General features: G+C 51.4%; 29 protein-coding genes. 19 read left to right on the forward strand and 10 right to left on the reverse strand.

Features of this window, described 5'->3' with window-relative positions:
• Nucleotides 1-109 precede the first annotated feature (109 nt).
• From OS112_07175 to OS112_07245, 15 genes are all read left to right on the forward strand, one after another.
• A complete protein-coding gene (locus OS112_07175) occupies nucleotides 110-1,078 on the forward strand; it encodes a replication factor C small subunit (protein WAC04245.1) in 969 nt (322 codons plus the stop codon).
• A gap of 9 nt (nucleotides 1,079-1,087) precedes the next feature.
• A complete protein-coding gene (locus tag OS112_07180) occupies nucleotides 1,088-3,199 on the forward strand; it encodes a minichromosome maintenance protein MCM (GenBank protein WAC04246.1) in 2,112 nt (703 codons plus the stop codon).
• Between the two features lie 9 nt (nucleotides 3,200-3,208).
• A complete protein-coding gene (locus OS112_07185) occupies nucleotides 3,209-3,562 on the forward strand; it encodes a dihydroneopterin aldolase family protein (protein WAC04247.1) in 354 nt (117 codons plus the stop codon).
• Complete coding sequence (locus tag OS112_07190; GenBank protein WAC04248.1) at nucleotides 3,534-4,364, forward strand: TatD family hydrolase; 831 nt, start codon at nucleotides 3,534-3,536, stop codon at nucleotides 4,362-4,364. Before OS112_07185 ends, OS112_07190 begins: the two co-directional genes overlap by 29 nt.
• A gap of 44 nt (nucleotides 4,365-4,408) precedes the next feature.
• Nucleotides 4,409-4,702: a DUF424 domain-containing protein gene (locus OS112_07195; GenBank protein WAC04249.1), complete on the forward strand. Its 294-nt coding sequence runs from the start codon at nucleotides 4,409-4,411 to the stop codon at nucleotides 4,700-4,702.
• Between the two features lie 5 nt (nucleotides 4,703-4,707).
• Complete coding sequence (locus OS112_07200) at nucleotides 4,708-5,751, forward strand: 60S ribosomal export protein NMD3 (GenBank protein WAC04250.1); 1,044 nt, start codon at nucleotides 4,708-4,710, stop codon at nucleotides 5,749-5,751.
• 3 nt (nucleotides 5,752-5,754) lie between these two features.
• Nucleotides 5,755-6,633: an SAM-dependent methyltransferase gene (locus tag OS112_07205; protein WAC04251.1), complete on the forward strand. Its 879-nt coding sequence runs from the start codon at nucleotides 5,755-5,757 to the stop codon at nucleotides 6,631-6,633.
• Nucleotides 6,630-7,781 carry a bifunctional phosphopantothenoylcysteine decarboxylase/phosphopantothenate--cysteine ligase CoaBC gene (gene coaBC / locus OS112_07210; protein WAC04252.1) on the forward strand — a complete coding sequence of 384 codons (1,152 nt, stop codon included), beginning with the start codon at nucleotides 6,630-6,632 and terminating at the stop codon, nucleotides 7,779-7,781. Before OS112_07205 ends, coaBC begins: the two co-directional genes overlap by 4 nt.
• A 452-nt stretch (nucleotides 7,782-8,233) precedes the next feature.
• Entirely contained in the window at nucleotides 8,234-8,617 is a 384-nt protein-coding gene (locus OS112_07215) for a HAMP domain-containing protein (GenBank protein ID WAC04253.1), read from the forward strand.
• 192 nt (nucleotides 8,618-8,809) lie between these two features.
• Entirely contained in the window at nucleotides 8,810-9,157 is a 348-nt protein-coding gene (locus OS112_07220) for a roadblock/LC7 domain-containing protein (protein ID WAC04254.1), read from the forward strand.
• Nucleotides 9,154-10,188 (forward strand): roadblock/LC7 domain-containing protein, encoded by a 1,035-nt coding sequence (locus tag OS112_07225; GenBank protein ID WAC04255.1) that lies wholly within the window; start codon nucleotides 9,154-9,156, stop codon nucleotides 10,186-10,188. The genes OS112_07220 and OS112_07225 overlap by 4 nt, the downstream gene beginning before the upstream one ends.
• A 109-nt stretch (nucleotides 10,189-10,297) precedes the next feature.
• On the forward strand, nucleotides 10,298-11,161 hold the full coding sequence (locus OS112_07230) for a pantoate kinase (protein ID WAC06154.1): 864 nt from the start codon (nucleotides 10,298-10,300) through the stop codon (nucleotides 11,159-11,161).
• On the forward strand, nucleotides 11,158-11,889 hold the full coding sequence (locus tag OS112_07235; GenBank protein ID WAC04256.1) for a 4-phosphopantoate--beta-alanine ligase: 732 nt from the start codon (nucleotides 11,158-11,160) through the stop codon (nucleotides 11,887-11,889). The genes OS112_07230 and OS112_07235 overlap by 4 nt, the downstream gene beginning before the upstream one ends.
• On the forward strand, nucleotides 11,876-12,877 hold the full coding sequence (locus OS112_07240; GenBank protein ID WAC04257.1) for an AAA family ATPase: 1,002 nt from the start codon (nucleotides 11,876-11,878) through the stop codon (nucleotides 12,875-12,877). The genes OS112_07235 and OS112_07240 overlap by 14 nt, the downstream gene beginning before the upstream one ends.
• Entirely contained in the window at nucleotides 12,874-13,602 is a 729-nt protein-coding gene (locus tag OS112_07245) for a methyltransferase domain-containing protein (GenBank protein ID WAC04258.1), read from the forward strand. The genes OS112_07240 and OS112_07245 overlap by 4 nt, the downstream gene beginning before the upstream one ends.
• A gap of 48 nt (nucleotides 13,603-13,650) precedes the next feature.
• Here OS112_07245 and OS112_07250 read toward each other — a convergent pair whose 3' ends face one another.
• Nucleotides 13,651-15,021, reverse strand: a complete 1,371-nt coding sequence (locus tag OS112_07250) for an AIR synthase-related protein (GenBank protein WAC04259.1) — start codon at nucleotides 15,019-15,021, stop codon at nucleotides 13,651-13,653.
• A gap of 83 nt (nucleotides 15,022-15,104) precedes the next feature.
• A complete protein-coding gene (locus OS112_07255) occupies nucleotides 15,105-16,070 on the reverse strand; it encodes a tetratricopeptide repeat protein (GenBank protein ID WAC04260.1) in 966 nt (321 codons plus the stop codon).
• A 237-nt stretch (nucleotides 16,071-16,307) separates the two neighbouring features.
• Here OS112_07255 and OS112_07260 point away from each other — a divergent pair, with 237 nt between their 5' ends.
• Nucleotides 16,308-16,772 (forward strand): type IV pilin, encoded by a 465-nt coding sequence (locus OS112_07260; GenBank protein ID WAC04261.1) that lies wholly within the window; start codon nucleotides 16,308-16,310, stop codon nucleotides 16,770-16,772.
• 28 nt (nucleotides 16,773-16,800) lie between these two features.
• Here the strand turns inward: OS112_07260 and OS112_07265 are convergent, their stop codons facing one another.
• Nucleotides 16,801-16,980, reverse strand: a complete 180-nt coding sequence (locus OS112_07265; GenBank protein ID WAC04262.1) for a rubredoxin — start codon at nucleotides 16,978-16,980, stop codon at nucleotides 16,801-16,803.
• Nucleotides 16,981-17,111: 131 nt separating this feature from the next.
• Nucleotides 17,112-17,675 carry a DUF99 family protein gene (locus OS112_07270; protein ID WAC04263.1) on the reverse strand — a complete coding sequence of 188 codons (564 nt, stop codon included), beginning with the start codon at nucleotides 17,673-17,675 and terminating at the stop codon, nucleotides 17,112-17,114.
• A 38-nt stretch (nucleotides 17,676-17,713) separates the two neighbouring features.
• Here OS112_07270 and aglJ point away from each other — a divergent pair, with 38 nt between their 5' ends.
• Nucleotides 17,714-18,637, forward strand: a complete 924-nt coding sequence (gene aglJ / locus OS112_07275; GenBank protein ID WAC04264.1) for an S-layer glycoprotein N-glycosyltransferase AglJ — start codon at nucleotides 17,714-17,716, stop codon at nucleotides 18,635-18,637.
• 217 nt (nucleotides 18,638-18,854) lie between these two features.
• Here aglJ and OS112_07280 read toward each other — a convergent pair whose 3' ends face one another.
• Genes OS112_07280 through OS112_07305 form a run of 6 tightly spaced genes read right to left on the reverse strand, consistent with a single transcriptional unit; the run spans nucleotide 18,855 to nucleotide 23,272 of the window.
• A complete protein-coding gene (locus OS112_07280) occupies nucleotides 18,855-19,394 on the reverse strand; it encodes an aldolase (GenBank protein ID WAC04265.1) in 540 nt (179 codons plus the stop codon).
• The gene (locus OS112_07285) at nucleotides 19,367-20,002 is read right to left on the reverse strand and encodes a Fe-S cluster assembly protein HesB (protein WAC04266.1); all 636 of its coding nucleotides are present in this window, start codon (nucleotides 20,000-20,002) and stop codon (nucleotides 19,367-19,369) included. Before OS112_07285 ends, OS112_07280 begins: the two co-directional genes overlap by 28 nt.
• On the reverse strand, nucleotides 19,980-20,630 hold the full coding sequence (npdG, locus tag OS112_07290; protein ID WAC04267.1) for an NADPH-dependent F420 reductase: 651 nt from the start codon (nucleotides 20,628-20,630) through the stop codon (nucleotides 19,980-19,982). The genes OS112_07285 and npdG overlap by 23 nt, the downstream gene beginning before the upstream one ends.
• Before the next feature lies 1 nt (nucleotide 20,631).
• Nucleotides 20,632-20,904, reverse strand: coding sequence for a thioredoxin (trxA, locus tag OS112_07295; GenBank protein WAC04268.1), 273 nt, complete (start codon nucleotides 20,902-20,904; stop codon nucleotides 20,632-20,634).
• A gap of 50 nt (nucleotides 20,905-20,954) precedes the next feature.
• The gene (locus OS112_07300; GenBank protein WAC04269.1) at nucleotides 20,955-22,421 is read right to left on the reverse strand and encodes a preprotein translocase subunit SecD; all 1,467 of its coding nucleotides are present in this window, start codon (nucleotides 22,419-22,421) and stop codon (nucleotides 20,955-20,957) included.
• The gene (locus OS112_07305; protein ID WAC04270.1) at nucleotides 22,418-23,272 is read right to left on the reverse strand and encodes a protein translocase subunit SecF; all 855 of its coding nucleotides are present in this window, start codon (nucleotides 23,270-23,272) and stop codon (nucleotides 22,418-22,420) included. The genes OS112_07300 and OS112_07305 overlap by 4 nt, the downstream gene beginning before the upstream one ends.
• 212 nt (nucleotides 23,273-23,484) lie before the next feature.
• On the opposite strand from OS112_07305, the gene OS112_07310 reads away from it, so the two are divergent.
• Together OS112_07310 and OS112_07315 are read left to right on the forward strand one after the other, a co-directional pair.
• Nucleotides 23,485-23,796 (forward strand): DUF2551 domain-containing protein, encoded by a 312-nt coding sequence (locus OS112_07310; protein WAC04271.1) that lies wholly within the window; start codon nucleotides 23,485-23,487, stop codon nucleotides 23,794-23,796.
• 55 nt (nucleotides 23,797-23,851) lie between these two features.
• The gene (locus OS112_07315) at nucleotides 23,852-24,124 is read left to right on the forward strand and encodes a hypothetical protein (GenBank protein WAC04272.1); all 273 of its coding nucleotides are present in this window, start codon (nucleotides 23,852-23,854) and stop codon (nucleotides 24,122-24,124) included.
• Nucleotides 24,125-24,129 lie beyond the last annotated feature (5 nt).

Below are 24,129 nucleotides of genomic sequence, written 5' to 3' on the forward strand. Positions count from 1 at the left end.
CATTCATGTAGTACAGTCAGGCAGCATTGTTCTGCCCTCAAAAGTTGTAGGCAAAACAATACTTAACCTCTGCATCTTAATACATGGGACGGAAATTATCGAGGTACTCATGGAGGAGAACCACACAATCTGGATCGAGAAATACCGGCCGACGCGGCTTGCCGATATTGTCGGGCAGGACGAGATCGTCGAACGTCTCTCCTCGTATGTAAAAACAAAAAACCTTCCTCACCTTCTTTTCACCGGGAGCGCTGGTGTCGGGAAGACTACAGCTGCAGTCACGCTTGCACGCGAGATCTTTGGCGGGTCATGGCAGATGAACTTCCGCGAACTGAACGCATCTGACGAGCGGGGGATTGACGTGGTGCGCAACCAGATAAAACAGTTTGCCAGAACAACTCCTCTTGGCGATGCAACGTACAAGATCCTCTTTCTTGACGAGGCGGATGCGCTCACCACGGATGCGCAGGCTGCCTTACGAAGGACGATGGAGAGCTATGCACAGACCTGCCGGTTTATTCTCTCCTGCAACTACTCCTCAAAGATCATCGACCCGATCCAGAGCCGGTGCGCGATCTACCGGTTCAAACCCCTTCCCCGTGAGGCAATACAGGAAGAGATCCGCAGGATTGCCCACCGTGAAGGCCTGAGTGTCAGCCAGGACGCGCTGGATGCAGTTGTCTATATCGCGCAGGGTGACATGCGCAAGGCCATCAATGCCCTGCAGGGCGCAGCAATCATCACAAAAAAGATTGATGCCCCTGAGGTCTATGCAATCACCTCGACGGCCCGCCCGAATGAGATAGAGGAACTCCTGACCCTCTCGCTTACCGGCGACTTTGACGCTGCCGAATCGCTGCTCGCCCAGCTGATGCACGAGCGGGGAATTGCCGCGCATGAACTGATCAACCAGTGCTACCGCGCTCTCCTCAGACGGAACATGGACAGGGGACTTAAAGTCCGTTTGATCGACCATCTGGGCGAGGCCGATTTCCGGCTCTCGGAAGGCGCGGACTGCGATATCCAGATGGAGGCACTTATCGCAAGGTTTGTGCTCTCTTCGCAGGAACGGGCATGAGGTTTGTGCATGGATAAGAGTGCTGAGACCGGTGTTGAAGACCGGGCATCGGACTGGAACCGGTTTTTAAAAAGCCGTTATAAAAAAGACCTCGGGGAGCTGGGCCGCGAATACCCCCACCGCCGTTCGCTTTATATCGATTACCGGGAGATAGAGAAATTCGGAAAACCTGGCATAATACTCGCCGACGAACTTCTCGTAAATCCCGGAAAAGTGCTCGAAGATGTATGGGACGCGATCAAGAACAACCAGCTGATCAGGATAAAGGATGGCAAGGAACCCCGTGGCATCAATATCCGGTTCAGGAACCTCCCGCAAAAGATCGGGGTCCGTCATATCAGGTCCGATGATATCAACCGGTTCATCTCGGTCGAAGGCATTTTGCGAAAGACCACCGAGGTCCGACCAAGGATTGTCGAGGCTGTCTTCAAGTGCCCCGCAGGCCATTTCACGTACAAAAAGCAGAAATACGGGAAGTTTATCGAACCGGATGGTTGCGCCACAGACGGGTGCACGTTCAAGAAACTGGAACTGCTACCTAAACGCTCCAGGTTCGTGGATTCCCAGAAGCTGCGGGTGCAGGAATCCCCGGAAGGGCTGCGCGGAGGGGAGCAACCCCAGACACTTGATATTGATGTCACGGATGACCTTGCCGGACTGGTGTCACCGGGGGACCGCGTGATCATCAACGGGATCCTGCGTTCGATGCAGCGGGTAGTCCGAGGCGAGAAGAGCACGGTCTTTGATATATTTCTTGAATGCAACTCCATCGAGATACAGGAAAAAGAGTTTGAGGAGGTGGAGATCGACGACCATGCGGAGGATGAAATCCGGGAACTCTCCCGTGACCCCCTGATCTACCGGAAGATCACGCATTCAATCGCCCCGACAATTTACGGGAGCGAGGATGTTAAAGAGGCAATTGCGCTCCAGCTGTTTGGCGGTATAGCCAAGGAGATGCCTGACGGGAGCCACCTGCGCGGCGACATCCACGTGCTGCTGATAGGAGATCCCGGCATCGCAAAGAGCCAGCTGTTGAGATATATCGTCAAGCTGTCCCCCCGCGCGATCTACACGAGCGGGCAGTCATCAACATCAGCTGGACTTACGGCAACTGCAGTAAAAGACGAGTTCGGGGAGGGGCGGTGGACGCTTGAAGCCGGTGCGCTGGTACTTGCCGACATGGGAGTCGCCGCAGTGGACGAAATGGACAAGATGCAGAAAGAGGACCGGAGCGCCCTGCACGAGGCGATGGAGCAGCAGACGATTTCGGTTGCGAAAGCAGGTATTACAGCGACACTCAAGTCCCGCTGCGCCCTGCTCGGGGCGGCAAACCCGAAATACGGGAGGTTTGACATGTATGGCGACATTGCAGACCAGATCAATATGCCCCCCACCCTGCTCTCTCGGTTTGACCTGATATTCATCATGGCCGACCAGCCCGAACCACGTAGGGACCTTGCGATTGCCGAACACATCCTCAAGACGCACAGCATCGGTGAGCTCATTCAACAACACAAGAAGACACCGATCCCGGGGGTTAACGATGCATATATCGAGCAGCAGCTCTCGCAGGTAAGACCGGATATCGAGCCCTCGCTCTTCCGCAAGTATGTTGCATATGCAAAACGGTCCTGTTACCCGATCCTTTCTGCGGAAGCAAAGGAAGCCCTCGTGAATTATTATCTCAAGCTCAGGGGAATTGCAGAGCCCAACAAGCCGGTACCGGTGACTGCCCGGCAGCTCGAAGCCCTTGTCCGGCTCGGAGAAGCTAGCGCACGTATCCGGCTCTCCAGCACTATCGAGCAGGCTGATGCGGAGCGCGTGATCCATATTGTCGATGCATGCCTGCGCCAGATCGCGTATGATGCAAAGACCGGCTCATTTGATATCGACAAGGTTGCGACCGGCATATCCAAGGAGAAACGCGATATCGTCCGGGTGATCAAGGACGCGATACGTGACATTGGGGGAGAGGGCAGGCGCGCTTCCATCGACCAGGTGATCGAGGTGGCATCCCAGAAAGGATTTGCGAGGGACAAGGTTCGCGAGGGCATCGATATGCTTCTCAGGAACGGAGAGGCGATGGAGCCCAAGAACGGGATCATCCAGTTGATTTGAGGATGTTGCATGCAGACCAACAGGGAACAGGCAGTTTTTGAGGCAGGGATCAAACTGGGGGCTTTGTATCACCAGTGGGTAGGGACCCCGGTATCACGGGAGAGCGCAGCAAGCGTGGAGTCTGCAATTGAAAAAAGTGTGATTCTCCAGCCCTGTGTGGAGGAGATCACCGTGCGCCTTGACCGCAGCCTCATGCAGCCCAACAGGTTCGGGTACAGCGAACTCTGTGGCCTGATGTTTGAAGTCGGGATCGTGACCCGCGTAGAATTTTCCTACTGCAGGGCCCGGCTTTCCCAAAATAAGGGGTATCCCCTCATGCAGGTTGTGGAATGCCTTGAAATCGAACACCTTCCCCATCACTGACGACCATATCCATATTGACGTAAAGAACGGGCGGGGGATCGAAGCGGCAAAGGACTTCCTGCGAGCCGGCGGGACGCACATTTTTCTTGTATCAAAACCCTCGTGGTCACACGGGGTTTTCCCATCAGCAGGCTCTGATTTTGCCCCTGTCTTTGAGGAGACCGTCCGCACCGGGCAGATGATATCGGAACTCGGGATTAAGGTCTTCCCGGTACTTGGCGTACATCCCGCGGAGATCTCGCGGATTGGGGAACGGCTTGGAACGGAGGCTGCAGCAGGGGTGATGAAAGAGGGCTTGAGCCTTGCCGCGCGTTACGTGAGCGAGGGCAGGGCATATGCACTTAAAAGCGGGCGACCGCATTATGAAACCACCCCGGAAATTTTAGCGGCATCAAATGATGTCCTCGATTATGCGCTCGAGCTGGCAAAAGAATATGACTGCGCGCTCCAGGTACATGCCGAGAGCGGGACGTGCGATGATATTGTTGGCATGGCACAGCGGGCAGGTATGAGCCCTGACCGGGTCGTAAAGCACTATGCCATCCCGGAAACCCGGCTCATGCCCTCATTTATTGCAAAGCATGAGGCGATTCCCATGTTATGCAGGGAGAGGAGGAAGTTCACGATGGAAAGCGATTATATGGACGAGAATTCAAGGCCCGGTGCAGTGATCGGCCCGAAGTCAGTGCCAAGGTTTACAAAAAAACTTCTCGTACAGGGGCTCATCAGTGAAGAGGACTGCCACCGTATCCATACCGAAACGGTTGAGAGGGTATACAGGGTACCGATCCATCTTTCTTAAAATACCGGTCACCTTTTTTATCACACCCCCCCAATGAGTGATCAATGTTTTTGAAGATCCACCGTGTTCCCGGTGCCGGCGATGTAGTGGCAGTATGTGACTGCGAACTGATGAACACCACACTATGTACCGGTGACATCGACGTGCCCATCACTGAAGCATTCTATGGTGATTGTCAGGTAAGTGAAAACGAGATCCGCGAAGCATTACAAAAAGCGGATAATGCAAACCTGATGGGCGAGCGTGCGGTTGCGCTTGCAGTTGAACTGGGACTTGTTTCGCGTGCCGGATGCATCATGATCGGTGAGGTCCCTCACGCGCAGATCTTCAGGCTGTAATACGTATGGGTATCAAGGATCGGTTCTGCCCGAACTGCGGGAGACCATCGGACAGGCAGGGGTTGTGCGATCGCTGCAGGGTTGAAAAGACCCGCTGGGTTTCCTGCGATGCCAAGGTGAAATGCATCCACTGCCCGGGGTGCGGAGCACTGAAGCAGGGCAATACATGGACGGATACAGACCGCGAACGCTCACTGCTTGCGCCTGAAATCGCACGGAGTGCCGTCCATCTCCACCCGGATGTCAAAAATGTCCATATCGATACGAGGATAGCCGGCCTGAGCGCCAACCGTTCGCGTGCAGTCCTGAACATACAAGGGATACTATATGGAAAAGAGGTCGGGGCAACCTGCGATACGGAGATCGCATGGCAGCGGGAGCAGTGTGACCGGTGCAACCGGATCAGCGGCAGCTATTATGAGGGAGTGGTGCAGGTAAGGGCACAAGGACGACTCCCCAGCTCCTACGAGATACAGATGGCGGTAACAATCGCTTCGGATGTGGAAAAATCCCTGCAGACGGGCGGGGAGCGGCTCTCGTTTATTTCAGACAGCACCGAAACACGCGACGGTCTTGATATCGTTGTCGGTTCCCAGCATATCGGCCTTCTGATCTCCCAGAAGATCACTGCTGAACTGGGAGGAAAATACACCACCCACCCGAAGCTTGTCGGGGAAAAGAACGGGCGACAGCTCTTCCGGATCACGTATTCGGTGCGTCTTCCCAGGTTCCAGCGGTGCGATGTGATCAGATTCCGGGGAAGATACGGGGAGATTATACAGGTGGATCCCCATGCCATGCGGGTATTTGATTTTAAGGACGGGGCGGTAAAGAACGTCCGGGAGGACGAGATCGAAAAGATCATCGGGAACGCACGCAATGCGCAGGAAGCTCTCGTCGCATATTCCTCCCAGAACACACTTGGGGTGATCGATCCCTCCTCGTTCACAACGCGGGAGTGTCCCGCCACCGCCAGCCAAAGGGACATACAGCCGGGACAGCACGTGCTTGTCCTTCGCGATGGCGATCACCTTATCGTTCTGGGGTGAAGCATGAAAGTCCGTGTGGCAGCAAAAGACCTTCTCGACTCATCAGCCCGCCAAGACTGGGTTGACCACGGGCGCAGGCCATATGTCAAGGGAGATACGGCTTATATACCCGTGCGTGAAGGGTGCGCCTTTGACTGCGAACTCCCTGATCGTGCACCATATTCCGGGAGAGGATATTTTATGATGGGGGACGTTGCGGTGCTCCATGGCAGGATGCCATCGGATAAGGAGATCAAGGGGATCATCAACTTCCGGCACCCAAAAGGAATCCTCTTGATCCATTCCTTAAATGACTGCACCCGGACCCCGGATACCAAAATTCTGTATGGTGAAGTAGGAGATGTGCAGCACAAGGAGAATGGTTTTACCTACGTGCTTGACCCCCAAAGGGTCATGTTCGCGCAGGGCAACCGCGAAGAGAAGCGGCGGATGGCAGAATGTGTAAAGCGATCCGGCCATCCTGAACGCGTTGCAGACATGTATGCCGGTATCGGGTATTTTACCATCCCCATGGCGGGAAGCGGGGCATTTGTCGACGCCATGGAGATCAACCCGGTTGCATTCGAGTACCTCAAAAAAAATATTTTTATAAACAACCTCTCTGACCATGTACAGGCATCTTGCGGAGACTGCCGGAACCTGCTTTCCGGAGTATATGACCGGATCGTCATGGGGCATTTCGATTCCCTCCCCGTGCTCCCGCTCGCACTCCGGCATGTGAGACAAGGGGGCGTCATCCACCTACATAGCTGCGGCACGATCGGGAGCGAGATCCGGTCGCTGCTTGCAGGCGCAGGTTTTTCTGCAGAGATTCATGTACATAAGGTGAAGAAATACCGGCCACATACATGGCATATGGTCTGGGATATCGTGGTGGGATGACACAGGTGCAGACACTTGCAGATAAAGAGATCGTCCTCGGTGTCACGGGGAGCATCGCTGCGGTCGAAACGGTAAAACTTATCCATGCACTCCGTAAAAAAGGGGCCGTGGTCCAACCTGTGATGAGCCATGCAGCAACCGGGATCATCCACCCCGATGCGCTTACGTATGCTGCCGGCAGGACTGCCATAACACGGATTTCCGGCATGGTGGAGCATGTCATGTACTGCGGAGACGGGGGATCGGCAGATCTCCTGCTGATTGCGCCCGGTACAGCAAATACCATCGGGAAGATTGCCTCGGGAATCGATGACACTACGGTAACCACCTTTGCAACGACAGCGCTCGGCAGCAACGTTCCCGTCCTTATCGTCCCTGCGATGCACCACAGCATGTACCGCCACCCGGCGGTAATTGAGAACCTGCAGCGGCTGAAACGCTGGGGCATTGGGGTTGTCGACCCGAGGATCGAAGAGGAGAAGGCTAAGATCGCTTCAATCGAGGAGATCGTGCTCTCCTGTGAACGGGAATTGCTTGGAAAGCCTCTTGATGGGAAAAAAATACTGATCACAAGCGGTCCGTGCAGGGAAAAGGTGGATGACATCCGGGTGCTGACAACCCGATCAAGCGGGCAGATGGGCAGGGAACTCGCGCTCGAAGGGTTCCGGCTGGGTGCTGAAGTTACGGTCGTTCATTCCGGCTTGTTCCCTTGCGTCACCAATCTTCCTGCCGTCTCGGCACAGGAGATGCGCGAACAGGTACTCCGGCATATCTGGGAGAACGGTGCAGATATCTACATGAGTGCCGCTGCGATCTCCGATTACGCACCCGTCCCATTCAACGGAAAGATTGAGAGCGGGAGAAAAGTCAGCATCGAACTTCTGCCGCTTTCCAAAGTGATCGGGGAAGTTGTGAAGATACCAGTGCCGATAATTATTGCCTTCAAACTCGGAAGGGATACATCGGCAGCTGCGGAAGCGATGCTTAATAATGGCGTCTCCTTTGTTGTTACAAACCCTCCGGAAACAATGGATGCAGGATCCGGGGAATTTATCCTTGTCTCAAAACGTGGGCGTACACCATTCACAGGAACAAAAGAAGAGTGCGCTGCCCTTCTTTTTAAGATGATTGTCGGACAAAACAGGTAATTCCTGTCCGGGCCTAGGATTTAATTTTGGGAAATATGCCTTTTTGTAACACCAATGCCAGCTGCGGCATGGCAGTATGGTTTTCAATTTATTGCTGGTCCAACAATTCTGTTTGCAAACAGGGAGATCCATTGGACGCTGAAAACAAAAATAGTGTGTCAGACCGAGGAATTGAGATTAGGGATCTGATGAAAAACTCATAAGTTATTATCGCGGCGAAACCTTTCTGGTTGTCAAAACAGTCTGTAAAATCCGGTAAACAATGAGCGTGACTTTCACCAGGCATATTCTTACTAGGAGATGACGCGGGTAATTGGATGTATTTCTCTTGGAAATTTAAGAAAAAAAGGATTTTAAGAGGATTTAAAAAAGGGAAATATTTTAATAATACTTCTGAATTATATTCATCCATGACCGTTAATGAACAACAGAGGATCGGTACGAGGGGTCTGATGATACATATGCAAATCCCGATATTCTACAAACTCATGGTAAGTATGCTCTTTGTCGCGATGCTACCGGTACTCCTTCTCGGCATAGTGTCCATGGGAGAGACCACGACCCTTATCAGCACGCTCGGGCTCCAGACCGTCATCTTCATCATCACTTGCGTGACACTCACGATCATCATGATGTGGAGTTTCTTCCTTGCGACCCACATCACAAAACCCATTATCCAGCTTTCCGAGATTGCGACCAGCATCAGCAAGGGAGAACTCAAAACATCGGAAATCCAGTTCATGAGTAATGACGAGATTGGCGAACTGGTAACTGCATTCAACAAGATGATTAACACGTACAAGATTCTTGATACCCTCGCACGGGAAGAAACATAAAAGTGAACAGGACCGATGAATGTTTACAGGAGCATCTGCCGGAACATAATATTGTAAGAGCATGCAGTTGGAGTATGAATCCAAAATACTGTCGTTCCAATATGGGTAACCTGCAGGGTGAGTTATAATCCGTTCCACAATGAACAACCATGATTTCGATTTGGTTTTGGAAAAATCCTCCACGGAGGGGGCATGGACAAGGATATTCTCAACAAATTTCTCATCATAAACGGCGTCACAGCAGCCCTTGTAATCGGTAAGAAAGGGGATATCATCACCAGTGTGAAATCCGGCCTGTCATCGCCAGATGCCATCGCAGCCGCGATGTCCTTTGTGATGGCCGAATCCCACATGGCGGCATGCCGGATCGGCAAAGGAGAACTCTTAACGGTAGTCATCGAATTCACTGACTATCTCCTTATTGCAGGCTCGCTCACTGACGATACCTTTCTTACCATTGTTGCAAAGACAAATGCCAATATCGGCCAGATCAGTCTCGAGATGAAAAAATACAGGAACCAGATCATTGCAGGATTATGATTGACCAGATGCCTGCAGGCAAACTCATTGGAACTATGGAAGCGCCGCTTCCCTGGATATTTTCCCATACAGCGAGGTTTGTCGGCATTGTCCGGATAAAGATACAAGATGGAGAAGGGTTCATACTGATTGACAGAGGGAAGGCCCGGAGCTGTTATTTCCAGCACGGCCACCGCGTACTTTTGGGGCATGCTGCCAAGGACTATTTCAGCACCCAGCCTCTCATCCGTTTCAGCATGTACATGCTCACCCCCAAAGAATTCTCCTCAGCCCTGAGCATCGCCGGCATTGCAGGATCACCCGATGGAATGAAAGAGCCTGATAAAGAACCTGCACCGCCGACAGTCCCTGTCATAAGGCCTCAGACTCAAACAGAGATATTACCCCCGGTGGCCATGCCACCTCCGGAACCTCAGACTGCCTTTATTCCTGTTGAACAACAACCGGTCACCCCATCCGTGTCACGGGAAAAACCTCCGGACTTTTCTGGACATAAAGCCGCTTTTCCTGCAAAGGATAGCCCTCATTCCGAGGGAAAGGATGATGGGGATGGAGGTGTCCAGGCAGTCCCGCCAGTCCCGCCGGATTCCGGCCCCGGAGATCTGGTTGAAAAAAAATTCACCTTTGAACAACACCCGGTCAGACCGAAAACGGCAAAATACCCTGTTGAGGAATTCCTGCCGGAAACAGATATGAGGATGATCGCACAGATCATGCTTGGGAGAATCAAGACCCTGCAGGGTGTGATTGCCGTCCTCATATTCAACAAAGATATGAAACTTGTCTCAATTGGAGATGTAAACCTCGAATCTCTCGTAGCTGCTGCAGAAGACATGCTGATGACGGTCGGTCAGCTTGACTCCATCATGGAATGGGGGTCTTTTGTCCAGATGACACTCCAAATCCCGGGCGGGAACGTGATCATCGCCCCGTTCTTTGATGAATACCTCTGCATCCTGACAAGCCCTGATATCAACCTTGGGCAGGTACGGAGGATCCTCCGCGAGATCAAAGCGCAACAGGTGCAGTGAACCGGTTCGGGTATGGCAACTGCATTCGCCTGAGGATAAGGTCGATTATTATTTATCATTCGGTCAGTAACTTTATCCATACTCACCACCCACAGGTTTCCCGCAAATGATGAAACGCTCTGTTACTGCATTCTGTCCCGGGCATATCTCGGGATATTTTAAACGGGTTATGGGACAGGATGCTGCAACTACCGGGAGTTGCGGCGCAGGGATTGTCATCAGCGAAGGTGTGCATGCACGGGTCGAACCTTCGGAACATACCACCATCCTTGTCTGCAGAAAAGACCAATCGGGCGAACGTACGGTGATCTCACGCACGTCACCACCTGTTGCCTACGCGATGGAACAGCTTTCCCTCAGTGCAAGGGTAACAACGGAATGCAGCCTTCCAATCGGTGCCGGGTTCGGGCTCTCGGCTGCTGCAATCCTTGCAGCACTCACCGCACTGGACAACCTGTATGATCTCGGCATGGGGGAGGATTTGATTGCCCGTGCCGCACATGAATCCGAGATTGAACACCGGACAGGTCTTGGGGATGTGGCCGCATGCCGGGGAGGCGGCTTTGTGGTGCGCCCCACCGCAGGGATCGCCGCGCCTGTCCACCGGTACCTTAATCTCCCCGGAGCCGTGTATGCCCTGAGCTTCGGACCGATCCACACACCCGATGTGCTGGGTTCAAAAGAGCAGATGGACCGGGTCGCAACTGCGTTTCCAAAAGACGTGCCTCTTACAATAAGTGATTTTTTTTCCCTTTCAAAAAATTTTGCAGAACAGAGCGGCCTTATAACTCATGAGGTGTCCAGAGTCCTTGCCGGTTGCAGGAAAGCCGGGGTTCCGGCAAGCATGACTATGCTCGGAAACGGCGTTTTTGCCTATAGTGCAAAGGCAAAAAATGTGCTTGCCGGGTTCGGTGCAATATATGAAATGCATATTGCACAGGAAGGGCCGAGGGTCATTGGAGGTACACCATGATCCCCATGGATCATCCCCGGTATAAATCCCTTGCAACCCGCAGGCGGCTTGCACGGCATGCAAAAAAAGGGATTGTAACTCTCGAGGGACTCACCGCTCATGGAAGAGGAGAGGCGTTCGATTACCTTATCGGTGAGCGGACTACCGGCAGCGCACTTATTGCCGAAGAGACCGCGGCTGCATTCCTGCTCGCGGCACGCAAACCGGTCATCTCGGTAAATGGTAATACCGCAGCACTTGCTGCACGGGAGATCGTAGACCTCCAGAGATCCAGCGGGGCGCTTGTTGAGGTAAACCTGTTCCACAGGACAAAAAAGCGGGTGAGTTCAATCGAACACCTTTTAAGGGATGCAGGGGTTGATGTATTTTCCGGCGAGGCCGAACAACTGCTCCCGCTCTCTCATGACCGTGCATGGTGCAGGCGGGAAGGCATATTCTCTGCTGATGTCGTGCTCGTGCCCCTTGAAGATGGCGACCGGTGCGAGGCGCTTGTCAGGATGGGCAAGACCGTGATTGCGATCGATCTCAACCCCCTTTCCCGTACCGCACGCACGGCAACCCTGACTATTGTTGATGAACTGACCCGGGCACTCCCCAACATCACCCGGGCATGCACTATTTTATCCATAACAGAACGGGACCAGCTCCTTGCTTCATTCGATAACAATTATCTTTTACAAGACGCAATAGGTGAAATGACATCGAGGCTATCCCATGCTCTGGACTGATACATACCGGCCCCGTAATTTTAATGAAATCCTGGGGCAGGAGCAGGTAATCGTTCACCTCAATTCGTTTGCAAAAACGGGTTCCGTACCTCATATGATGCTGGCGGGTCGTCATGGCACGGGGAAGACGTCTGCGGTCGAATGCTTTGCGCGGGCTCTCTACGGGGAAAACTGGCAGATGAATACTTCATTATTCCAGACCTCGGACCTATTTTTACAGGGAAAAAGTTACCTTGAACAGGACGAACGGTATTCCCACCTTTTCCAGAAGCAGGAAAGCCTGCTTACCAACTTCAAGTATATCGTGAAGTCCTATGCGGCTCTTCGCCCTCTTGATGCAGATTTTAAACTCATGATCTTTGAAGATGCACATTCCCTTACGCAAGATGCACAGGCAGCATTGCGAAGGATTATGGAACGGACAAGCGGGACCTGCCGGTTTTTATTTACAACAACAAAACCGAGTGCAATTATTCCTGCAATCTCTTCACGCTGCCTCCCGCTCTTTTTTGCTCCCATTGACAGCCCGACAATACAGTCTCACCTTGCTGCAATCCGCAGGATAGAGTCCACAGGTCCCCGCATGCGTTCCTGCGATGACGATTGCCTCGAACTGATCGTTCAGGCATCCGAGGGGAATCTCCGCCGTGCGGTGATGCTTCTCCAGGTTGCGATGCAATCCGGAAAGAAAGGGAGCCTTGTGCTCATGACACAGTCGGAAACCGGAACGGTTACCAGTTCCGCGATTACCGCAGTGAGGAGGGGGGATCTCAGGACCGGAGCCCGGGAACTCGAATCCCTCATGATCGATTCCGGGCTGTCCGGTGCTGAGGTGCTTGCCGAAGTCCGCGCCCTTATCCACCGTGAATACAACCATCCGCATATGGCAATCGCGCTCGCTGATACCGATGCCCGGCTCGGGCATTGCAATAATGAGTTTGTCCAAATCGGTTCCCTTCTTACGGACATCCGGGACGTGTTCGCATGAACGGTGTCCAGCAGGAAAAAATCCAGCGGCATTACGATGATGTAGCCGACCGGTACGACCACCACTATGACCGTTCCCGGGGAAGGTGTTACCACACGCACCTGAGCCGTCATATTATGGAAGTGCTCCCCCAAACCGGGCTCCTGCTTGACATCGGTTGCGGAACGGGACTTTTTGTTGAAAAATACATGATGGAAAGCGGTACGGCTGTGGGTATTGACATCAGCCGGGGAATGATTCTACAGGCGAGAAGGCGGTGCAAGGAGAGCGAGTTTGTTGTCGGGACCGGGGAGACTATCCCCTTTGCTGATGATACATTTGATGCGGTTGCAAGCCTGCTCGCGTTCAGTTACATGCGGAACCCGCAGGGTATGCTGGATGAGGTATTCCGGGTCCTAAAACCCGGGGGTACGGTTGCCATCTGCACTCTGGGAAAGAAACTGCTGACATACGGGGTTCCTGCAATTTACCAGATTGGTGAACGGATGCGGGTCAGCCACGTCGTTGTCAGGGACTTTGGCGAACACTATTACGATGAGGCAGATATGTTGGGGATGTTCTCAACCGCCGGGTTTGCCGGTATTCAGGCAAAGTGGTGTTCGTTTGCCCATATCGACCTTATCGACCCTCTTTTCACCCTTGCGCGGAAAGTGGAGCCTTTTGTTGAGCGGCGTCTTCCACAACTTGCATATAATATCTGCGTGCACGGCTCCAAACCCGAATAACCGCCTCACTGGATTTAATCAATTTAACGTTTTAAAAATGCAAATTTTTCAGGGATTTATCAGAATGTTGTTGGATCCTTTTTCGTTCCTGTGTCCTGTTTTTTGCACAAGCAACGAAAGGACCCGTTGCTTTTTCTTAATAGCTGATTCCGAAGCACGGAGCACTTTCTCCTTCATTTCCTCAAAGTCCCGTACCTGTGTATCCACCACTTTTTTAACAGGAGTATAGGCAGACTCCCTGAACCTAGGGGAGAAATCACAATCCTTTCCATCAATATGCAGGACGGATTCAGGAGTTCCCGTCTCCACAAACCCAACCTCTCTCATTGCAACACCTGCTGATTCCACAACACGGCAGATCTCCGGCGCAGTGTCCTGCGGAGCGGCGACAAGGAGGGCGTCAATTGAGACACCGAGGTAATCGATCTTCAATGCTTCTAGCATTTCTTCAACATGGGGCTCAACAAGTCCGCGGGTTGCCTGCTCATCAATTACAATCCGGCACTGTGCGGTTTCTGCCATTTCGAAAACATCTCCGCGCAAGCCGCCATTGGTAACATCGGTCATGGCATGAATTTTGTCAAACACCGGGTTTTTCATGAGGGTTTCACAGGCGCAGAGGAAATTCAGGTTAATGGTATATTCGACAACTTCAGGATAACCGGAATAGATCGCCGCAGTTGCAACCGTACCTCCGCCGGCTCCTTCACTCATGAGCAGGACGTCCCCGGGCTGAATTGCCTTGCGCGCCGTGAGATGTTCAGCTACCCCGACTGCCCCGACACACCCGGTCATGCGGTTGCCAAGCACCATGTCACCCCCGATCCGCAGTGTGGACCCGGTGACAAGCGGTACATCCATCGCTTCACCGACAGTTGTGATGCCCGCGGTATAATCAAAGATCTTTGCAACGTCGCCGTCATCTGCCACGTGGATGTCGGAAAAGAGCATGACCGGGTGGGCTCCCATGACATAGGTATCCCGGAGCGTGGCACGGGTGACATGAAACCCGGCAAGGAACGGGTAATCGGAAAGCCGGGAATGCATGCCGTCTACCGTGCAGATAATATATTTCCCATTGGCGCAGACCGCACCGGCATCGTCCATCTCGTCCACTCCGACAGAGGCAGAGGTCTTACCAATGATCCTGGCGATCTGGCGGTGGGCAAAAAAATCCCCCTTCCCTCTTGAGCCCACACCAAACTCCCCCATATTCACTCCCGCAGCCTCAAAAGTAAAAAAATCCCCGTTGAGGCCCCGGGTGTTTTTCACCTCCTCGATAACCGCACCGGCAAAAGCAGATGCATACGCGGGATCGGCATTTTTTATTGCTATGATATGATTTGCAAGTGATTGCTGTATTGTTGAATCGTGGATACCCCGGCCCTTTCTCCGGCGGACGAACTCTTCAATATCCATACATTCCTTTTCACAGGGAAACAATAAATAAACGCCGTATTTTTGAGTGCAGATAAAGAAACAAGGAACAGGATTTTGCCAATTTACCTCAGCAGGATACCCAGCACTTCAGAAAAGGACCGGATCGCATCATCAAATTTCCCGGTTTTTAAAAGTGACATCCCCTTTACAAACCCTTCCCTGACCCCGTGGACATCGATATAGTATGCCTGGTCAAAAGCACGGGCAGATTCGTCCAGTATTCCCAGCATAAAGCAGGAGTTTGAGAGCACCACCCATGCGTCAGCAATGGTGGAGTCGAATTCAAGGGCGCGCCTGAGGAACAAAATAGCCTCGCCATGCCTCCCTAGTGCGGAAAGAGCGAGCCCTTTCTGATAGAGTGCCTTTGGGTGATCGGGGTCGATCTCGAGTGCCTGATCAAGCATCACAAGCGCTTCAATATAGCGCTTCAGTTGGTTGAGCGTCACCGCACGGTTGAGAACAGCAGATAAGTAATACGGATAAATTTTTAAAGCACGGTCATAACAGGCGATCTCCTCTTCATAGCGTTTCAGCCTGCCCAATGCATAACCTTTGTTCACCATTGCTGAAAGGTATCGTGGACGTATGGAGAGCGCCCGATCACAGCAGTGGATCTCCTCATCAAAGTGCCCGAGCATCCCAAGGGCGACTCCCTTGTTGTTCCATGCAAGGGCATTTTTTGGATCAATGCGCAATGCCTGTTCACAGCACGCCACTTTCTCTTCAAACCGTCCGAGTATCCCCAGCGCGAATGCTTTTGTGTTCCAGGCATCAACGCATGAAGGATCGATTTCAATAGCCTTGTCGCAGGAGACAATTTCTTCCTCATACCGGCCGAGTTTTCCTAATGCAAACCCTTTCCCGACATATGCAAGGGCAAACCCAGGATCGACTGCCAGTGCGTCAGAAAATGCGGCAAGTGCCTTTTCGTGACGCCCTGCTCTGCCAAGGTCAAGTCCTTTGCGATAGTAATCATGTACGGCCTTGTTTGTTTGAGCTGCAGGTGGATGTTCGGGTATCGGTGGCATCAAAAACCTTTCAGATAATAATGGTTATCAAATCCTTTGTATTGACGATATTTATGTGACATCATTCCGGTTTTTTAGGATTTTTTTATGAAAACACTACAATCCGCAGAGGGGGAATTCTTTTTTTAAAACAATATCATTTGAATAGGTTTTTAAAATATTCACGATTATCTTTAACAATTGTCAATTCTGCGGCAAAGAACGGATGCAACATCCCAAACGATAGGTTCCATCCTGATGGTGGCAATCACCATCGTTCTTGCACTTCTCGTACTCCTCCTTTTCCATCTGCCTCCGCTTGATTATAACATGAACCCGGTACCGGCGATCTTCACGATTACAAATATATTCCACAATGACGAGATCACCGGAGTTATGAATTACGACAGCCGTATGATCCTCCTGCACACTGGTATAATCACCTACAATAACGGAGACCTGAAAGCGAATGTTTTCAGAAACGGACAGCCGGTCAGCTGTGTCATCGAAACATTGAACGGTAATGACTTCATCAGCACGGTTCATCTCGGGGTCCAGTGGATTGGAGGGGCCGGGTGCAGCGGGGCGACATGGGCACCGGGCGAAATGACTGCGATCGATTTCACGGATGGCACATTTCATCCCGGCGATACTATTCAGATCGACATCATTGACAATATCACGGATCAGATCATATCACGGCATGTATATCGTGCTGCCTGAATTTTTTATTTAAAAATTACAGAATTGATTATTCGTCGAGGCATCTGAATACGCCCTTTTTTACTTTCAGGATCTTGCATTCAGGGCAGCGCCACGTATCCGGGAGAGATTCAAAAGGAATACCGGGCGGGATATCCTGTGTCTTGTCTCCTTTTGCAGGATCGTAAATATAATGGCATTCAAGGCAGACCCGGCGGGGAGGTTTCATGGTTGCTGGCAATCCTGATTATTTCCTCTCAATATTAAATTATATCTAAATTTGTTTTTCACAAATATGTTTTTTTCACAGATATGAAATCTCCTTTTTAGGATAGGCCGGAATTCCGGTATGGTTACATATCAATCAAGATTCTTTATAACACCGCGGGCACACAACCGGGCTATCCGCAGTGGTTCCGGGATCTTTCCTTCCAGCGTAAAATCATCACACAACCGCACGGCATCAGGAAGACTTATCCCCCATGCACGAATAAAGATGGTCTGCCTGGTGGCGCACAGGACATGCGGGGCCCGGTCACCTAATCGTGTGTAGGCGTCAATCCGGGTCATATCACCGGGAAAATGGAACTGGATATCTCCAAGAAGACCGTCCGATGCCTCGTAGGTAACTCCAATGACCGGAATTCCCGTTATGTCGGACACAACATGGGGATCGATGATATTGAACCATGCGATCACACAACCAGACAGCATGATAACATTGATATCACGTCGCTCCAGGTTCTGTACCATCCCGATTATGGTATCGGTGGCATCCATCCCGCCCACCGTTACCTCCCCAAATACAAAACCATCGATGCGAAGGTCTTTTCTCATCACCACCCCTGCAAGCACTGACCGCTCCCTCCCGGTGAAACTCTCCGCTATACCGAGCGCCCGCAAGCCCTTCTTCGGGATGTGCATAGAAGCACTTATGACAACCGATTAAAAATACTATACCAATGAAATTTTCCAAAGATGAAGTCTGTATCCTGATCCCTACGTTAAATGAAGGACCGACAATCGGCAATGTGGTCCGGGAATTCAAGGCTCAAGGGTATAACAACATCCTTGTAATGGATGGCAGGAGCACGGATAATACGGTCAAAAGTGCGCGTGAAGCCGGGGCCAACGTCCGCACCCAGTCAGGGACAGGTAAAGGGAATGCCATCATCGAGGCATTCGAGGTCATTGAGCAACAATACATCCTGATGCTTGACGGTGACGGGACATATTCTGCAAAGGATGCCGAAAAGATGCTGACCCCGCTCTTTTTAGGGTTTGACCAGGTTATCGGAGACCGGCTCATCAATGCCGAGGAAGGATCTTTCTCAAGACTGAACCTTTTTGGCAATCATATGCTCAACCTCCTCTTCAAGGTCGCGCACAGCCGCGATCTGCATGATATCCTTTCAGGGTATCGCGCATTCACCAAACTTGCCATCCAGCAGATGAACTTAAAAGAGCGCGGGTTTGAAATTGAGACCGAGATCTCCGTGGAAGCCGTGCGCAATGGTCAGCGGATCATGGTCGTTCCGATTAAGTACCTCCGCCGCCCGGGCACGGGGACCAAACTCTCCCCGTTCCATGACGGGATCAAGATCGTAAGCACCATATACCGGCTCGCACGGGTGAACAACCCGATGTTTTATTTCGGCATGATGGGTGCGTTCACGAGCCTTCTCGGAATGCTCACGGGAATCTATGTCGTTTTGGAATGGTTCCGCCATATTGAACATATTCCCCTCACAATCCTCACGGTTTTGCTCATTGTTGTTGGTATCGAGATTTTCATGTTCGGTATGATCTCGGATATGGTGCTTGTCTTTCACCGGGAGATCATACGGGAGATACAGCTGCTGCAGCCCCCAAAACAGCAAAAATAATTTTTGACTCTGAACAATTCCTGTTCCTGCATCAGTAATAAAGATCCGGATTAGACCGGTTTTTGACGGATATCGCAAGGGGGAATATCTGTCGTGCTCGAGGGCAGGAAAGATTTGAGAGAATTAAAGATATTTTCGCTGTGCCCTGGTAGCGGGGGCAAATACCCTTTGAATGTTATGAAAAACGATGAATTCTACAGAGCCATTTTTTCTCTTGTTACTTCTTGAACTGCCCGATGAGAGCCACAATACGGCACGAATGCTCGGCAAGATACGTTAACATGTATGCTTCATCAAGTGTTTTTCCAGCGGCAAATGTCCCGTGCCCCCGGGCAATTACGACTGGAGCGCGGGTGAGCCCTTCTGCAACTTTAGCAGCAAGAACATCTGTGCCCGGAACCCCCTGGACAACCGGTATTACCGGGCAGAACATCTCACCCTCGCTGTCCTGGGGTATGACTTCATCAATGACAAGCGATAGTGCCACTGCAAAAGAAGGGTGAGCATGTATAATCGCCATGCAGGAGTTGGTTATATACACAGCCCGGTGCACCCGGTACTCACTGGATGCTTCTTTTGGCGCAGTGCCTTCCATAGGCACAAATACCAGTTCGCCCGGGTTATCGAGATAGGCACCGGATTGCATAATGAAAAATCCATTATCACCATCGCGGACGCTCATGTTCCCAAAATTGCCTCCGACAAGGTGTTCAGCAAAGAGCCGTTTTCCTATCCGTTCAAAGTCCGGATTGTGCATTCCTTACACCTCTTTTTTCCACAGTATTCCTTTGCATACTCAACGATGTGTGCATGTACCTGCTGGAATGTGCCCGCGTCGCAGGGTAATGCATTTTCAAAGAGACTTTTTAATGCATGTCGTCTGGTTGTTATACCGGCGCACCGGCAGATCCGGTCAGTATATGCATCGATCACAAAGCTGGGTCGGGAAAAACCATAACAGAGGATACTATCGGCAGTTTCCTCTCCAATTCCATATACACTAAGAAGGTTCTTCCGTAGATCATCATCTGGTTGGGATGCCATTGCCCCTATACCTCCCGATTTATCCATCACCTGTACCGCAAGTGATTTTAACCGGGCCGCTTTTATCCGGAAAAAACCGGTGCACCGGATGGCATTTTCGAGGATTGTCTTGTCAGCGTCCCTGATTGCGGCAATCGAGCACAGTCCCTCGTGCCGGAGATGTTTGAGGGCTTTTTCCACGTTCTCCCACCGGGTCTGCTGGGTGAGGATTGCACCAATCATTACCTCATCGGTATTCCCGTGCCACCATGCAATCGTCCCGTATTTCCTGCCGAGAATCTGTATGACCTTTTTTACCTTACCGGAACTGGATCCCGACATCCCTCATCCTGTTGTAACGTGCGATGTTTAACAGAAGCGGGGTGAGCGACTCTACCAATGCAGATACCGCGAGCGGACCGGCATCAAATGCTTGAAGCGAAGAGACCCTGTTCACAATTTCCATCACCTGCTTCTTTGCATCCGCATCATCCCCGCACACCGGAACCGAATAGCTCAGTTCCTCATCAAGTGCCCTCCATTTATTCGCGGCAATCGTGTTGAACGCAGAGCAGACCCTTGCGGTTTTAGGGAGCATTTTCTGCACCAGCAATGCTGCAGAACCCTCAGGCGGGGGAACAAAGGTAAAGAAATCGCGCTTCTCCATCGGGTTTATGGGGCTCACGACAATTTTATCTTCAAATCCTGAAAGTGTGGCAAGCGTTGAAGCGAGATGCTTAAAGGGGATTGCAAGGATGACTACATCGGCTTCATCCACTGCTTCTTGGTTCGGTACCCCGCTGCAGCAACAGGGTACCCCCCGTTTCTGCAAAATATCCATGCAGCACCTGCTTGTAGAGACAGCCTTATCCGGCTCCCTTGAGCCGATAATGATTTCAAAATCAGAGGCCAGGCGCATCGCTATGCCCTCGCCGATATCCCCGGTACCTCCGACTATACCGATCCTCACTCTATCCCACCAGCGGTTTTATGAGTTTTTCAAGGGTTGCCGCATCGGTGACGCCCTCCATCATCTGGATAACCTTTCCGTCTTTTTCGATGACCAATGTCGGGACAACACGAATCCCGAATTTTTCAGCAAGGTCCATGTGCTGGTCCACATCGACCTTTTTGATCTCAACAGAATCCCCCATCTTCTTTTTCAGTTCCTCAAGGATTGGCGTCTGCATCCTGCATGGGCCGCACCACGTGGCAAAAAAGTCATACAATACCGGTCTGGTCATTTTTTCCCGGAAGAATTGTCGATAAAAAAAGGGATAAAGGTATGCACTTGTTATTTTGAAAGGATTGCCATGATTATGCGCCCATATGCAGGACGGGTTACCAGTACGCCAACAAGCACGCCCATGATGGTGATAAGCGCAAACCCTTTCAGAGTTGAAAGATCCATGAGCGCAAGGGGTATCATGGCAATAATCACCGTTGCAGCGGCAACAATAATAATACTGAGGGCTCGCGAAAGCCTCTTTAAATACAGGTTCGGAGACGGGACTTTTCCTTCATGAAGGATCTCATCAGTTATCACGACCAGCTGGTCGATCCCTGTTCCAAGAACCGCGATAATACCCGCAATGGTGGGCAGGTCCATCTGGAACCTGATGAGACTGATGAATCCCAGCAGGATAATAATCTCCGACGCGTTGATCAGCACCATCGGGAGCACAATGCCGGGTTCACGGTACCGTAAAAATATTACAAGCCCGACGGTAACAAGGGCAAGGATCCCGGCAAGGATGCACATCGTCTTGAAATGCTCCCCCAGGGGTGCGGATTGTGAGCCTGAACCGGCGACAGCCACATCAACGGGCAATGCCCCGGCCCGGAGATGGATTTCAAGGTTGGTCGCCTGCTGCATCCCGTACTTTCCCTGTCCCGTCGATGCAAATAGCTGGCGGATATTCTCAGTCTGTACTTTACCCGCAAGATCATCTGACAGGGGTGCTGAATAGACCGTCTTGTTATCGAGCAGCATAACAAGATGATGCCTGGACGGGTCAACCGTTGCCCCGTATTTGATCGCAGCATCACGGAAGGCATTTGCACCGGCACTGCTAAGGGTAAACCCGACACCCCATGTGTTACTCCCCGGGGGTTCCTGTGCGGGGTTCTGTACGCTCGTGATGGAATCGCCATACAGGACATGCTCGGTCTGGTTGCCCGCGGTCTGGACCCGTATCTCGAATTTGCCTTGTTTTCCGACAATCGCTTGTGCCTGGTTCATGTCAACGCCGGCTAGTTCAACACGGACGTAGCGTGCAACATTGTTCAGGCCGGTAAGCGTGTTGACTTTTGCGTCCTTTGTTCCCAGAGTATTTATCTTGTTTTCAAGAATCCGCTTCACATCTTCCGCGGTCGCCTTTGATACTCCGGGCTGGTACGAGATGACTTTTCCTCCGGATGCTTCGACAAGCGCGGCCAGGTCTTCCTGGTTGTAGAATTTTCGTATTTCGAGATGGTTTTCATCTACAACCTGCACCTCGGTATCAAGCGTTTTGGACAGGTCTGAAATAAACTCGCTGAGAGGCCGGTCGGTTGTAAATCCGATGACCTCGGCACGGAACTCAAGCTGCAGCCATGCCCCCTGCTGGAGGTCAAGCCCGAACTGGAGATTTCCCTCAACACCTTTCTGGGGATTAAAGGACGGGTAGAAGTAGATAGCGACCAAGGATCCTGCAACAAGGAGTATCAGCATTGCGACGCGCCAGTCAGAAAGGAGGGTTTTTATTTCCTTTGAGTTCATTTCCCGCCTCCTTTCTGGACGTACCATTTCAGGATTCCTGCATTGGTAAGCCATGTGTTCAGGACGTCAAAGATCAGCCCGATCAGGAGCACTGCTGATATCTCCATGATGATCTGCACCTGACCGAACCATGAGACAAGAAACATCGCTGCGACAGCAGAGAACGTTGTCGAGGTCATGATGATGCCGGTATGAAATGCCCCTTGTAATTTTTCGTTCAGCTTGCCCTGCCTTTTGAGCACACGGTTTGTCAGCAGGATATCACTATCCACGGAATACCCGATAAGCATCAGGAGTGCAGCAGTCGTGCCCAGCGAGAGCGGAATTCCGACAATATTCATCGCAGCCGCAGTCATCACCATGTCAGCAAAAGCAGAGAGGACCACTGCACACGACGGGACAAACGTGCGGAATGAGAGAAAGACAACGATTGACATCCCGATAAAGGAGAGGATCAGCGCGATAACTGCCTGGGACTGGAGGGTCTTTCCAAAAGATTCTCCAATCTGGTCAACCTTCGCATCAGGATACTTCTGGTTGATCAGGTTGGTAAGAGCCCGGTATGTTGCGTCATCCATTGTTCCGAACTTGAGGAATTTGCCATTATTCACTCCCTCACCTATATCAAGAAGAGGGTATCCGGTGAATGCAGCCCGGATTTGGTCTTTGCTGTCAGTGGTCAGGACCGTGACCGCCGTACCACCCGAAAAATCAATCCCCGGCGTGACCGGCATACCTGTTGCAGCAGTATTTATCGCAAGCAACACGAGTGAAAGCGCCAATAAAATGAGCGGGATGATCACCAGCTGTTGTGGTGAGAATTTTTCTATATTGTATTTCATCAATCCCATGCCATAATCATCTGTCTATTAACGATTATAATAGTAACACGTTGCGATTGCACCTGTCACCAACCCGTTTCTTCTTCAGGCAACGCAATTGAACAATTAACAATTGCGCAGAAAAATTTTGTTTCAGCGTAAATTGCCGCAAGTATCAAACAGGGATTGTAAAAAACAGCAAATCAATAAATATATATAGAGAATGGTCAGTAACTCAAAGTATGAGATCTCCACAAGAGATCAAGAGAGTCATCGAAGTTCGCCTCAGGTCCTACATCTCCCGTGACAGAACAGGTATCCGGCGGGAGCTCCTCAGGCTCTTTGTTAGAATCAAATCGATGACGATTGCTGAGCTTGTCGCAGAACTCCAGAAACAGTTTTCCGTTACATTCCATAAGATTGCATCAATGGTTGGCATAATTGCATCCCGAATCGGTATTTTGCGGGTCACAAAGAAGCCCGATGGCGTCAGTTCGTTTGAACTCAAGGACAAGTATATCGATGTCGTGGTAAGGATCGTCGGAGTCGGTTGATAAGGCGTATCAACCATAACAATTTTTAGTGCTCGTGGCGTAATTAGTGAGCATCATGTATACATTTACAGAAGAGAGCACTCTGTTAAATGATGTCGTCATTGCCCCCGAAGTGCTCGACTATATCAACAAACGCAACTGTGATTTCCGTATCTGTACATCCTGCGGTGGCCCGATTTTACTGCCTACGCGGGTAAAACCCCCGAAAAGATCAGACCTCCTGTTACAGGCAGGCAACCATACGGTGTACATTTCCATCCACCAGGCCCGTTACCTTCATGCAATCGGCATAGAAATGATCCCTTTTTATGATGAACCGGATGGCTGAAACCA

Origin of the sequence: Methanoregula sp., assembly GCA_026625165.1 — an archaeon.
Lineage (GTDB): Archaea > Halobacteriota > Methanomicrobia > Methanomicrobiales > Methanospirillaceae > MVRE01.